The sequence below is a fragment of the Pirellulales bacterium genome (assembly GCA_035656635.1).
In the GTDB taxonomy this organism is placed as follows: Bacteria; Planctomycetota; Planctomycetia; order Pirellulales; family JADZDJ01; genus DATJYL01.
The window spans coordinates 1-14,109 of the sequence record DASRSD010000136.1 but is presented as its reverse complement, the minus strand read 5'-3'; the positions used below and the strand labels follow the sequence as shown (position 1 = coordinate 14,109).

10 protein-coding genes are annotated in these 14,109 nt (G+C 54.4%); 7 read left to right on the top strand and 3 right to left on the bottom strand.

Translation table 11 applies throughout. From position 1 onward, the window contains the following. A partial coding sequence (locus VFE46_12850; protein HZZ28883.1) for a hypothetical protein occupies positions 1-215 on the bottom strand: 215 nt, incomplete at its 3' end. A 258-nt stretch (positions 216-473) separates the two neighbouring features. Between VFE46_12850 and VFE46_12845 the strand changes: the two genes are divergently transcribed. From VFE46_12845 to VFE46_12815, 7 genes are all read left to right on the top strand, one after another. Then, positions 474-728, top strand: a complete 255-nt coding sequence (locus VFE46_12845) for a hypothetical protein (protein ID HZZ28882.1) — start codon at positions 474-476, stop codon at positions 726-728. A gap of 320 nt (positions 729-1,048) precedes the next feature. Then, positions 1,049-1,618 carry an ECF-type sigma factor gene (locus tag VFE46_12840; protein HZZ28881.1) on the top strand — a complete coding sequence of 190 codons (570 nt, stop codon included), beginning with the start codon at positions 1,049-1,051 and terminating at the stop codon, positions 1,616-1,618. A 461-nt stretch (positions 1,619-2,079) separates the two neighbouring features. Beyond that, positions 2,080-3,048, top strand: a complete 969-nt coding sequence (locus VFE46_12835) for a serine/threonine-protein kinase (protein ID HZZ28880.1) — start codon at positions 2,080-2,082, stop codon at positions 3,046-3,048. Between the two features lie 55 nt (positions 3,049-3,103). After that, positions 3,104-4,255: a hypothetical protein gene (locus VFE46_12830; GenBank protein ID HZZ28879.1), complete on the top strand. Its 1,152-nt coding sequence runs from the start codon at positions 3,104-3,106 to the stop codon at positions 4,253-4,255. Between the two features lie 180 nt (positions 4,256-4,435). Beyond that, positions 4,436-4,600, top strand: a complete 165-nt coding sequence (locus VFE46_12825) for a hypothetical protein (protein HZZ28878.1) — start codon at positions 4,436-4,438, stop codon at positions 4,598-4,600. Positions 4,601-5,643: 1,043 nt separating this feature from the next. Then, a complete protein-coding gene (locus tag VFE46_12820) occupies positions 5,644-6,522 on the top strand; it encodes a PEP-CTERM sorting domain-containing protein (protein HZZ28877.1) in 879 nt (292 codons plus the stop codon). A gap of 196 nt (positions 6,523-6,718) precedes the next feature. Then, complete coding sequence (locus tag VFE46_12815; protein HZZ28876.1) at positions 6,719-9,601, top strand: PEP-CTERM sorting domain-containing protein; 2,883 nt, start codon at positions 6,719-6,721, stop codon at positions 9,599-9,601. A 98-nt stretch (positions 9,602-9,699) separates the two neighbouring features. Here the strand turns inward: VFE46_12815 and VFE46_12810 are convergent, their stop codons facing one another. Next, on the bottom strand, positions 9,700-10,953 hold the full coding sequence (locus tag VFE46_12810) for a DUF1559 domain-containing protein (protein HZZ28875.1): 1,254 nt from the start codon (positions 10,951-10,953) through the stop codon (positions 9,700-9,702). Between the two features lie 2,088 nt (positions 10,954-13,041). Further along, the gene (locus VFE46_12805; GenBank protein HZZ28874.1) at positions 13,042-13,605 is read right to left on the bottom strand and encodes a hypothetical protein; all 564 of its coding nucleotides are present in this window, start codon (positions 13,603-13,605) and stop codon (positions 13,042-13,044) included. Positions 13,606-14,109: the final 504 nt, after the last annotated feature.

The window sequence follows — 14,109 nt, the reverse complement described above, 5'->3', positions numbered from 1 at the left end:
TCGGACGATGTTACTGTTGCGCCCGCGTCATTTGTAAGCTTTTGCCATCGGTCGAGCAGTCTAATCGCGTTGGTCTTGGTCTGCTCCCTCGTCAAGCGCAAAAGCAAATAGGTCGCAAGTCCGGTCATAGTTCCCATTACGCGGCAGATCTGATCGACGATCTGCCGGTAAATCGGCACATCACTGCCGGTCACAATCGAGATTTCAATCGGCATTGCACTGACCCATGTGGATTATATATAGTAGTACAGTATCAAGACTCGCCAACTCTGTCAATGATCTGGACAGATATTTCAAAAGAGAGTTTTGTGAACGAGATCGTCGCTCCACGGCGTCCCGTTCAATCGGCAGTCGATCAGACTGTTGGCGACGGCGATTAAGAGCCTGGGGACAAAACTATGAAACACATCAATAATTCCCGGCCTCTTGCGAGCTAGCAGACGTTTTGTCCCCAGGCTCTAAGTCAAACCACGATGCCGATTAATCGACAAACTACCGAAATTGACGGTGAGCACCTTCGGAAATTGATCTTCAACTGGTGCGACGGCGCAATTGACCAAGCTGATTTACATCGGCTCGTGGCAGCGCTATCGGCGAGTAGTTCCGCGCGGCAAATGTTCATTGAAACGATGTATATTCACGCGCGGTTGCAAGGGCAGCCGACAACTTCTGGCGCCCTGAGCTGGCTGACGGACAAAGCCTGCAGTAAGCCCGACATTGGGCATTAGGTCCCCAGTCATTCAAAGTAATTTCGATCCGACACACCGAAGCAGATTTGCGAGACTTTTGAAAACCTGATGGGGGCAGTTGCGACCGTTGACCTTCTGAAGTGTCGAGAAGGTGTCGCTCGTGACACATGCCGAAAAACCACCCGTTTTGACCCACGCGGCGATTCTCAAAACCTCATACGTTTGATGGCACAGCCACAGCATGCCGAGAAGCCATCCGTTTTTTGGGAATGGCTTTCGGAGTCGATGTTGACCGCAGGATGCCTCGTCAAACCAACCTTTTGTGGCTGTAAAACCACCGCTTCGCTATCATTTAGGTTATGTCCGATGTGACTCAACTTATCCAGGCCTTTGACAGAGGCGATCCGCGTGCAAGCGCGGAATTGCTACCCTTGGTATATTCCGAGCTTCGCAAGTTGGCTGCACAAAAACTTGCCCAGGAAAAGCCTGGACAAACGCTTCAGTCCACGGCGCTGGTGCATGAGGCTTACCTCCGGTTAGTAGATGGACAAGAGGTTCAACACTGGAACAGTCGCGGTCATTTTTTCGCAGCCGCGGCTGAAGCAATGCGGCGGATTATGGTCGAAAGCGCCAGGCGCAAGCAGCGCATCAAGCATGGCGGTGAACTGCGCCGGATACCGCTGGAAATCGTGGGGCCGGCAAAATACGAAGCACCCGACGAATTGCTGCGGATTGACGAAGCGATTTCCAAGCTTGCAGGCGAGGACCCTGCTGCATCCGAACTGATCAAACTCCGGTATTTTGCTGGATTGTCGGTAGAAGAGGCTGCCGCCGCGCTGGGAATCTCTCGTTCCTGTGCCTATGAACATTGGATTTACGCTCGAGCTTGGCTGCATCGTGAGGTTTATGGCGATTCAAAAAATTCCTGAATTTTTTGGAATTGTTCCGGACAAATGCCCCGCCCACGTCGCACTGTTTTGGCGGACACAAACTGGCTGGAATACTGCACAAGGAAAGCGGATGATGAGCGTTGATTCAAAGAATCCCCGCCAAATCTTCCTGGTCGCTGTCAAACTGCCATCTGACCAACGCGAGTCCTACCTCGTCGAAGCCTGTGCCGGCGACGAGCCTCTTCGGCAACGGGTGGCAGAGCTACTCAAATCGCATGAGGAAATCGGGAGTTTCCTCGATGCACCTCCGGCGGTAACGGACGCGTTTGAAACCCCTGGATCACCGCAATTCGGAGAAGGGACGCAGATCGGCCCGTACAAACTGCTGCAGCAGATCGGCGAAGGGGGCATGAGCGTTGTCTACATGGCCGAGCAGCAGAAGCCGGTCCGCCGCCGCGTGGCGCTGAAAATCATCAAGCCCGGCATGGACAAGCCGGCAGGTGATTGCCCGCTTCGAGGCCGAGCGCCAGGCGCTGGCCGTGATGGACCACCTGAATATTGCCCGGGTGCTGGATGCCGGCTGCACCGAAAGCGGCCGCCCCTACTTTGCCATTGAGTTGGTTCAGGGCATCCCCATCACTCAGTATTGCGACGATAAACAGCTCCCGCCCCAAGAGCGGCTGGAGTTGTTCGTCGAAGTCTGCCATGCGGTTCAGCACGCACATCAGAAGGGAATCATCCACCGTGATCTCAAACCGTCCAATGTACTGGTGATGATCTACGACGGCAAGCCGCTTCCCAAGATTATCGACTTTGGCGTTGCCAAGGCGCTGCATCAGCAGTTGACCGAAAAGACCATGTTCACGCAGTTCGGCGCTATCGTCGGCACACTGGAATACATGAGCCCGGAGCAGGCACAGTCGGATGCCATGGGCACCGATACCCGTAGCGACATTTATTCGCTTGGCGTGCTGCTGTATGAACTCCTGACCGGCACCACGCCCATGGATGGCAAAAAGCTGCGCTCGCTGGGCTACGCCGAAATGCTCAAGACCATCCGCGAAGTCGACCTCCCCAAACCAAGCACACGGTTGTCGCAGTCGCAGCACGACTTGGCAAATATCTCTGCGAAGCGGCACACCGAACCGCGCCGCCTGCAAAAACTCATCGCCGGCGATCTGGATTGGATCGTTATGAAGTGCCTGGAGAAAGACCGCACGCGGCGCTACGAAACGGCCAATGATTTGGCGCTGGAAATCCAGCGCCACCTGCAAAACGAAGCGGTCAGCGCTTCGCCGCCGGGACAATTTTACAAACTGCAAAAGATGGTCCGGCGGAACAAGCTCGCATGCACGGCGGCCGCCTCCGTAATGCTGGCACTTGCTTTGGGATTGGCAGCGAGCCTGTGGCAAGCAGGCCGCGCGGAGCGCGGAGCGCGAAGCGGCAAGGGCAACCGCAGCGTTAGCTGACGCGCAGCAACAAAAGGCGTTGGCGGACGAGAATTTTCGCGAGGCCCGGGGAGCCGTGGAAGATTTGCTGAGAATTTCTGATGAGCGCCTCAAGGACCGACCCGGACTGCAACCGCTGCGCATCGAGCTGATCAAAGCGGTCATCGACCGATACGAGCCATTTTTATCAAAACCCATTGCGGATCCGACCCCGCGCGAAGAACTGGCCAGACTCTACGCGCGCTACGGACAACTGCTGCTGGAGCGCACCGAAGTTTTCGACCAAAGTGTCATGGACGCGTTTGAAAAGGCACGCAAGCTTCAGGAGCAATTGCTCAACGAACATCCGGGTGATCGGCTGTTGCGCCAAAACCTGGGCTGGACGTGCATCCTGGAGGAATGGCGACCGCACACGATACCACCGACGCCAGAGCAAGCCGGGAGGCAGGCCATCGAGACTTTCAGAAGCTTGGTTGCGGAAGATCCCAGCGATCCGTTCGCGCGAGACGATCTGGTGTGGGCCTTGTGGCGGACGACTCGATATATCGATCCGGCTGAGGCCCTCCAGGATGTGAACGAATCCATCGCCCTTGGCGAGCAATTGGTGCGGTGCTATCCCGCATCGGCGGAATTTCGACGTGAAGTAGCAAACGCGCTGAACGTGAAATCGATCGTTTTGCTCTCTTCCAAGCCAACTCCGCAGTCCGCGGCGGCAGCCATGCCTTTTCGTGTCCGAGGTCTGGAGCTGCACAAGGCAATATGGGCGGATATGAAGGCTGCCCGCCCCGCGATATTTCAACCGGAGCGTCCCCAAGGGGATGAAGCGAGAATCGTCAGCATAAGTCCCAGTCCCATGTGGGCCGAATTCGACGTCGCATTGCTTTCCGATTTCCTCGCAAATCTTTACCAGGTGCAAGGCGATTGGCCGCATGCCGCCGAAATGGACGACCAGGCAACGCTATTTTACAAGGATTTGGTGGAACATAATCCGACCGTGGCGACATTTACCAGAGAACTTGTGTACGTCTTTAACGGCAAAATCGAAGCAGCCAAGCAGGACAACGATCGCCAGCAAGTCGCCGCCTGGTCAAAAGACGCCGTGGCATTCTGGAACCGCCAGTTGGATCTCCATCCGGACGTGCCGGATTTGAAGAAATACGCCGACGATGCAGCGAAGCAGGACTCGGAAGTCGCCAAGTGGCTGGCGACACCGTCCAAGCAGCCGTAGGTTCGGATGTATGCCGTGCAGTCCGTAGAGTACTCACGATCTAAACCCGTTCAGAGGACCTGCGCGTGAGCCAAATCAAAAAATGACCATTTATTGGGACTGAGTTGAAACTCTGGTTCCAAGCAACTCTCAGGGCCTAAGACAGGTTGACAGATTGAGCCCGAGGACGACAATGCGGCAATGAAGAAGCTCACAAGTACGCCCGCAGCGATAGCGCAATTGGTTAAAGAATATCCAGCCAAGAATCCAAGCGAGATTGCTAAGATGGCCAAGGGCTTGGGTTACACTGCCGTCAGCACTTCAATCGTGAAAACGATCATGGCGAAAATGCCGCGAGGCAAATAAATCAGTGTCCTGATGTGAAATGGTCGAACGCGTAGGCAATTTCACAGCCAATCGCCTCGCTTGCATTCAATCCAACGTCATACTTCGTTTACTTTCTGGAACCTTGCATGCTATTTTCAAAGGCCTTTGCGATCATTTCCCACGACGGGCTCTTTTGAGCCCTACAGCACTCCGCGCACGAAGTGCCATATCCCTCTGCCGGTACGACATTATCAGAATGGATATATTGAACTGGATGGCATGGTGGTAATTTCCGACGTGGCACGTGCCGGGATGTTCTGGCTTGTCCCAGCCGATGAATTCGAATACTACCAATGCCAACAGGCTGAGTTTCATCAGCCCTGAGTCCAGATGTCATTCATATAGTACCGAATTAGACTCAGCCCCCAGGCGTGTCTAAACTCATTCCATTGAGGGATCAGCCGAGGCGTTCCGTAAACTCATCTCTCCGTTCAATCTGACACGCACTCGTGTTTTTGGCCGCCAAATTGGTTCGTCAAACAAAGGGTTTAGTTTAGCCACCAATTGGAAGCGGCTGCCGCCCGGCCTTGAATGCCCAGACGATCCGGCGACAAACAGCAGGAGGATGAGAATGTTCTTCATGGTCACCAATCAATCGGTTGGCATCTTCTAATTTGCCGTAAATCCGCTTCGGCTGGTGCTTTCCGGTTCAATTCCCGCTCAAGTAGTGCCTCCGGCAATTACCCCCCAATGGGGGTCGACAGTTAGATGTCAGCTGCGGCGGCGGCAACTTTTAATGCGACGCCCTCTGGACATTGAACAATTACTAGGTATCCTTTTAAGTTAAGGTTAAGGAGAAATTTTAAGCAAATTCGCAAGTTTCTTTTGTCTGACTGACACAATCGTAACATATCTAGTGTAGAAATCGAGTTTGTGGGGAGTGAGCGGTAGCACGACACGAAAAGGAGGGTACGCGTTTTAAGAAAACAGTTCGTCCTGTTTTGGGGAATGAACCCTCAGTTGCGGAACAGAGAGCGGCATTCGTCTCGCAACTTTGAAACCCATCACTTGGAGAACCCCCCATGACCTCGTCTCGCATTTTAGTTTTCACGGCATTTGCCGCAGCCGCGTTGGTTTGCGGAAATGCATTGGCCAGCACCGTCGCCACGGTCGAATCAACCGAACCGATTACTTCGACAGCCACGGTCGCCGGACAAACAATTGGTGACCCGGGTAACAGCGACCCGGCGGCAATTGTCACGGCCATTCTCAACACGCCCGGGACGGTGAATGGATTTACCACTAGCAGTTGGGCGTTTCTTGCTAATGACGGCACCGGCTCGATCGATGTTTTCGCAACGGCAACTGCGCTGTCCGGCTTTGGCTATGCTACACCAGCCGTAGGAGATCAAATTGGCGCTAGCGGCAGCTACTCGCCTTTCCATCAGATTGCTGAGTTGGGATCGTTAACGGGAATCGGATTAATCGCTCAGCCAGGCTCGACCGTAGTCCCGCAAACCGCCACCATTCCACAATTGAATATCAGCCCACAAACGGTTGGCAATGGTAACCAAGAATTTCTTTGGACACTTCATAATGTGACGATTACCGACATCGCCGGGGGTAATGGCACTTGGGGAAATGGCAAGACCGGCACTGCGGCGAACCTTTCGTACACCGTCACCGATAGCAGCAGCAACAGCATGGTGTTGTTCTATTGGCCCACCTCGTACTCGTCGATCGACGCTGCAATGTATGGCCAGCCCATTCCCACCGGACCGGTTGATATCACGGGTTTTATGTCAGTATTTGCAGGCCCTCCTGCGGTACCAGAGTTCACGCCGATCCTGGTGACCCCCGTTCCCGAGCCATCGGCCTTCGTTTTGGGTGGCTTGTCGCTGCTGGGTTTGCTGGCAGCGCGAAAGCTGCGCGCTTCGGGTAACCCAAGCCGCGCAGTTTGAGATTACGACACTAGACCGCCTGCTTCCAAATTGGCCCACGTGCGGTCTGAATAACAGGGCCTAACGGCGCTGCTCGTCCAGCGCTTGACCAATTCCCAGAGGGCCACGGTTTTCACCGATGGCTTTCTGTTTGTATTCCCCCTTTATTCTCGGAGAGAAATGTTCTTCCGCGCGAAGATCATTTGGAGGCTAAATAATGAAAACGATCATGGCTTCTTGCGTACCCTTGTTGGCGATTATTATCGCGATAGAAAGTTTAGCAAGCACTGCCTCCGCGCAATCGCTCATCCCGTTCGTCGCCAACGCCACAAATAACGCCACCGTACAACCAACCGGTCCACGGGCTGCTCCTAACGGCCAGTTGTTTTTGGATACGGAGGGCGACGATAGCGATCCCACAAACTTCAGCAGTTTTGCTGTTATCGATTTCAACCTGGCATCATTCCAGCTGGGAGGGTCGCCTTTCGTCAATGTCAGCAGCGTGACGCTGCAACTAACCGAAAATGATGCGGCGTTTTCCAATCCGGGCACCATCAGCGTTTACCAGACCAACGCTACCGGTGTCGATATTTCGGCGAACAACACCAGCTTAAAGTATCAAGTCGGCAACAATGGCGCCGCTGCCGTCGATCCCTCGTTATTGCCGCTGTCGAACGAGTTAGGCTCGGCCCCATTTACCACGACCGGCAACCCCACCAATCCCAGCCTCAATGGCACCGTGCATACCATTTCGCTAACTTTTTCCAATTCCGACGGTTCCTTGACGGCCTTTAAAAGCGCACTGAATAGTGGAGGTTCACTGCGGCTGGTGATTACTCCCGACACACACGATACGGCCGCCACTTTCTCCGGCTTCAATAACACAACCTTCCCCGGACTTTCATTATCGTTCACCGGCAGTCTTGCTGGGGCAAATTGGGATACCAATGGCGGCACGGCCGGTCTGGGTGGAACGGGCATCTGGGATAATTCAAGCAGCAATTTCAACGATCACGCCGATGGCACCGGTACGCTGCACGCTTACGATCCAAGTAGTCTCGTCATTTTCGGGGGCACGGCTGGCACGGTGACCATCGCCGCCGGAAGCGGCTTCGGCGTGGTGGAAAACGGTGGCCTGTTAATCGCCTCCAATGGTTACATTTTTCAGGGCGACACCACCAATTCCACCACCATCAACAACACCGCGCTGAAGTTGGGCGCCGTCTCGGCTGGAGTTCCGGCATCCATCCTAATTCCCACCAGCAACGTCACCGCGACAATCAATGCGAAGGTCACTGGAACTAACGGATTAACGCTCGCCGGCGCCGGCACGCTCGTGCTGGGCTCAACCAGCAACGATTTCACCGGCGGTGTCACGCTCAGCGGAGGCACGCTCTCCGTTTCCTCCGACGCAAATCTGGGCGATGTTTCCAACGGCATCATCCTGAACGGCGGCGCCTTGAAAAGCACCGCCAGCAGCCTGTCCTTGAATTCCAATCGCGTTCTTTCCGGCAGCGGCGGCGGATTGGATGTCGCACCCAATAGCACGCTCACGGTTAACAGTCTGACCAACATGGGCGGCGCGCTCAGCCTGACAAATTCCGGAACGGTCTCGCTTGCAGCTTCCGGAACCAACGTGTTGGCCGGAATTGCCATTGCCGCCGGCGGCAGGCTGACGGTTGCTGGCAATGTGAATTTCGGCAACACGTCCGGCCAGTCGATCAACGTCGGCAGCGGAAGTTTGCTGACCATCAACGGCAATGTCACCGCCGGTCTGAAGCTCACGATCAACGGTCCGGGCACCGTCGACATGCAGGGGAATAATTCGACGATTAATCTGGCGGGTGTGTCAAACGGAAATCTGCAAATCGGCAGCGGTGGCTCACCTGGTCCGCTGGTGAAGGTCCACAATTCCACCAGCCTAGGACACGGCGCTTCGTTTGCTCAAGTCTATAATTTCTTTAATTCCGGAACGCTTTATGCCGACGCCGCCAGCCCCATTACCATTGATAACACGGTTCGCCTTTCGCTCGGCAGCACCGGCGCTACCTCCGCCAACCCCGCCATCTTCGATGGTGACACCAACCTGACTTTCAATGGCACTGTCGCGCTGTTCGAAAGCACCTCTTCCACCAACCCCATGCGGATTGCGGTCAATAATACCACCAGCTTCAACGGCGGCTGGACTCCTCCCTTTGTGGCCGGCACGTTTACCAATCCAAATGTTATTCTCTCCGGCAATGGAACCTTGAATTTGGCCGGCACGCTTTCGGAAGAATTGCCGGTGACGGTCGACAAGTTGAAAGTCAATGTGAACAGCAGCATGTCCAATAATGCGGCCAGCTTTACCATTATCGATAGCGGTAAAGTGACCGGCGGCGTCGACAACGCTTTGGCCACCGGCTCGTCGCTTACATTGGGCGAATCCGTGAATCATACCGGCGGCACGTACGCCACCGGGGGACACAATCAAACGCTGAATACGCTTTCCCTTCAAGCCAATTCCACCATCGATCTGGGCGGCAGCGGCAGCTTGACTTTTTCCGGCGGAAGCGCCGGCGGCTGGAACTCAGGCACCGTTTTGCGAATTAGCAACTGGGTTCCCAACTCCGGCAATCCTACCGGAGCTTCCGCCGTCACCCCGCTGCTGATCGGGTCCAGCGACGCACTCACCTCGGCGGAGAAAAGCTCGATCCATTTTACGGGCTATCTATCCGGTGCCAAACAGGTTTTGGGAACCGGCGAAATACTTCCAGCCTTCACCACGACGCTGCTGTTGGGCGATTTGAATCAAGATCATCATTTTGACGCCGCCGACATTCGCTTAATTGAGGAAGCGCTGACCAACCCATCCCAATACTTTACCGATATCCACAACAGCACGGGCGAAACCACCTTCGGACTTGCCGACTTGCTCGATGTAGCCGACGTTAACCATGACGGTTTGGTCACCAATGCCGATTTGCAATATATGCTCGCCGCGCTCAAAACCGGCCACGGCAGCTTGGAGAATGTGCCCGAGCCTTCCACTATTTTGTTGCTCGGATTGGCATTTCCCGCCCTGGCCGCAGCTGCCCGCCGCAAAGGCAAACGGGCATAATGTAATCGCGCTCTCGACCGGCATTCCCAATTTTCTGCGAGAAAGCCATCTGGCAACCATAACCTTCTCATCGCACAATCAACGCACGGCCAGCGGATCTAGTTCGGTTCAGAAACAGACTCTCCGCCGTTGCGTGTGCCTAAGGCCCGCCAGGTGTTCAGGTCAATGTTTTCGCTGACGCTGGTCACGTGCCCGTCGCCAAAGCAAACGTTGACGATGCCGACATGGTAGCTGCGGGCCGCAACAATCGCATGCTCGCCAGGCGTATCGAAAATGTTGCTGTAGTTGCCGCAGTCATATCCCACCCAATTCGGCGGTGCCACGTGGTTATAACATGTCGAAACATAGCCTGCGATGGGCCAACCGTCGGTATAGTTGGCAGGATATTGGGTCTGATCCCGATCCCACCGGCCCATCGCCATAAAATCATAAGTGCTCGCCGCTGTCGGCGCATTCACGCACGAGGTCATCATCAAATTTACGTCGGTGGTCACATTCATGGTAAGGTCTTGGTGCAACGGACCGGTAGCGTCATCCCGGGTCGCCAAATCCTTTCCCGCGGTGCGCAGGCTGCCCTTGGTCCGCTCGGAGAAAAAGGCGGTTTTCGATAAGCCATCCGGAAAGTCTTTAATCCGCAGCGCTTTGCCGATGGTGAAGGCGCCGTTGCCGCCACAAACGCTCCCGTTGATTTGAGTCAGCGTCATTGGCGCGCCGGCTTTTGCCCACCCACCGTAAGGTGTGGAGCCGCCAAAATTATACCGGTAATTGTTTTCTGAAATCACCGCCCCGGTGTTCGGATCGCTGGGACAAATGAAAATGCCTGCTGCCGAGGCGAATGCAGGATAACTGGCATTAAACGGGCTCCCTTTTGGATTCTCCATCACGGTGCTGATCGGGTACGTAAAGTCGATCAAATTGAAAATTGATTTCTCCTCCATGAACGGCAATAGCCAAATGTGCACCGAGTAAAAACCTGTCTTCGTGCTCTGGTCAGCAGGGTTGACAGTGGTATAACTTGTACCACCTTGCTCCGTTAACGCTCCGCCGGCGCCGGGTTTGGCAAAATCTGGCAACATGCGTCCTTGCGGATACGCCTTCTTCGCGCTTTCGTAGGTGCACAATCCCAGTCCGATCTGCTTCAAACTGTTGCTGCACTGCGCCCGGCGAGCCGCTTCCCGTGCTGATTGGACGGCAGGCAACAACAGGGCAATCAAAATGCCGATGATGGCAATCACCACCAACAACTCGACCAGCGTAAAACCGCCTCTCCGGCCCCTGAAGTGCTGCCGGCGCACACCCTGAAGAATGCATCTGCTGGAATAAAAGTGACGCGGGTTGAGAATTGCTTCCATAGTTCACCAGTTGAGATGGATAGTTCGCGGTTTAGATTTGGAGCCGACTTCTCTCCGGTCAAGGCGTCCAATCGAAGCGTTTGCGACATCACTACTGAATGGGAATTATTGTGGCGGTGGAAGCGACCGCCACTTTCATTTCGCAATAATCCTAATCTGCAAGAGTTAAAACCTGGTTTGTGGTTGATTTCGATTCCCTAATAATCTAGCGATTTGGTCCTATGTCTGGAAGAGCCGGATGGCGATCTTCTATTTGCCGTTGAACGATTCAATCTCTTTTTAACATGGCTCCGAATAATTGAAATACTAAATATGATTACGATTAGCCCTAAAACCAGCCTCTTAAGAGAGATTGTCCCATATAATAAGCCGTCGTTGTCCGTCGCAACAGCGATCATTTGCATCGGTACGTCGATTGGGATGGTTTCGGTCTTTACCGGTCGTTTCTTGGTCAAAACGTCGGAATAGTTAACCTTGACCGCTATCGGATTAACCTTTGAGATTTGGATTGTTCGTGTTCAAATCGTCGGCATCATTGATGCATAGACTTGACCATGCCCTCTGTTTTCTTTTGACGTTCGGTAGTGTAGGATTTCAAACCACTAATTTGGTACTGTGACATCTGAGCAGGATGTCTGCAGCCGTGAAATGCCAGGTCGATTCCGATAGGTGACACCCTTGAAAGCCGGGAGATCCTGGCGTTGTCGACAGTATCCGAGGTCGGAACGTGACAGGTTGCCGAACAACGCTGGCCAAATGGAGCTGGCAATTCCTGGCGAACTGCGGGCTGTACGGAAATGGTCATGCGTTATGGATTTGTGCCTGGACCACGCAATTAAGGTTTGACAATCGTCCTCTGCCGAGAACCTCGGCAATACCTTGATAGCATTTTTCACACTATAATCCCTTTAACAATCTAGAGTTGCAGGCTACGAGAGCGTGACTCGGAGACTCGTCTTCTTCGTTTTTCAGCAATTAAACGTCCACCCTGGTATGCCGTTTCCATTCAGCCGAAGGCATCTTCGAATCGAAGTTTTTCAACCCATTACCGAAAGGGCCATGCTGCCATGTTACGTCTTTCACCAAACGAATCGGCGCCCGGTTGATGCCTTCGGTGTGCCCGCCAGCTTCATCGCTTTTGAAGCTTGCATCAAGGCTAATAAACGTCAATTAGCCGACAGCGTCCAGTACGCCCCGTCCCGAATCCCGCTCCCTTTAACTCATCGCGTTTAGAGAAAAACGTATTCAACCGCGCCAACGCCAAACGAAGCGAATGAGACCCATTTCCAAGAAGAATGTAGTCCAACCGATCAGGCCCATTGCGACCAATCGTGCGAACGAAAACTCAATGAGGGTGTCAGTGCAGGGTTCCGTTCTTTCACTTTCATGCGTAACTGTATGCTCGGGGCGCCGCCTCAGGGCACAGGTATGAACCAAACATGACCTGTCGTGGCCGGGACAGTCTCGGTCTGCTGGTCAGTAACCGTCTTCTGCCGAGAAACTGATTCCGTTTTGAACGGCCATCCCAAAAACCGGAACAGGATGAGGACAGCGCAGGCGCCAGCAGCCAATCCGGCCATTCGCACCGCCTTTGTAGCTTTGCCGAGGTCACCGGCCCTGGCCAAGTCAAGCGATATTCTTCCTCCAGCAATTGCGGTAGCTACGGTAGCCCCGATCAAGCACATGCTGATCACCACGGCAACGACCTCCGTTTACCGACGGATCGGTCAATGACTAATGGCGATCAAATAAATGGTGCTGACTTTATTGCACCGGCAGACTTTGCTCAAAGGACAGGCTTGTCCCTCGCAACCGTAGGGCGCTACATCAAATCCGGTCGCATCCCTTCATTGCAACCTGCCGGATTTCGTGGTCGACGGCTAGTTCCCGTCTCGGCACTTGCGCTACCGCCGGTAGCGAACGAAAAGACCCCGGCAACGCTGACTACTCCCGTAACACTTCTTCAAAGCGCCTTTGAACTGCCCAAGCTCCTAAGTAAAGAAGGGATAGGTAAACCAAGACGAGCATGAACCAGATCAGTCGGCGGAAAGCCGAACTGTGGGAAATTGCCCGGCAAGCAACAACCAGCTACTGGCCTTCCATGGCCGCCAGAATGCCCGACTGGTCCAGGACTTCGCATTGAATTAGCTGCTGCGCCACTTGTTCGATGCGCTGCCAAGTCTCCGGTTCTTCCACGCGACGCAAGACTTGACCCCAATAGAAAACATTCATTCGGGGGACCTCGAAGGGCGCTAGCTCACGTCCCCAGAAGGAGAAGTAATAGAAGGCCAGGTCGTTATGCACATCAGGTCGAGCCCACAGGATCTCATAACACCTGTCGCGGAAGTGATTCTGGAAGGCGGGGCAACGGACCAGATGATGGTGATGCTCTATCGCCAACATCTCGGCAATGGAGCCGGCCAACAGGAAAAACAGGTAATTCTCCAGTCTCCGTTCGTCCGTTGCTCGCCCCATTCGTAGCGGGCAGTATTCGTCGGCCGACTGAAAGATGGAAGTAGTCAGTTGCTCCGGCGAGCGTCGCAGACCGACGCGTTCAATATGTATGCCGTATCGAACGGCCATGACGGCATGGCCGGCTTTGTGATAAGCCCGGCGATGGCGCCGGGGCATCCGGGGGAATATGGATTTCATTGTCTTGGAATGTGTGGAGGAATTTTCCGCTGGACAGAAGCACATTCGCATCCAGAGGTGGAATTGGCGCCCACAGATTGAATGGGTGTGGCCAGGGTCGTACAATCGAAAGACCCTTCAAGAGAAGTAACAGCGCGCGCGCCAATCGGCCCACGGCATCACCTCAACGACAAAGGAAACCTAAGAGCGGCCCAAACACGGCCGCATGAAAAACAATTTGAACGACGCGCGAGCGTCAAGAACTGCTTTCTAGAAAATTGCGACCCTGAGCCAACAGGCTCTTGTATTCGGCAGAAGCAGCACCTTGAGCCGCGTCCCGCAAGGGACGCTGGCCATGTGCTGTTCTGCCGTACCCTGTCGCAAGGGTTCTAGTGCCGTCGTCGGTTAATTGTAGCGGTATCCACAGTGTTGGAGGTAGTTGCGGCATTCGCTTTCGGTGAATAGATCGAGTACTTTGCCGCAGAGTTGCCAAAGTTTGTCGGTGGTTCGCTGGGCACCATCGCG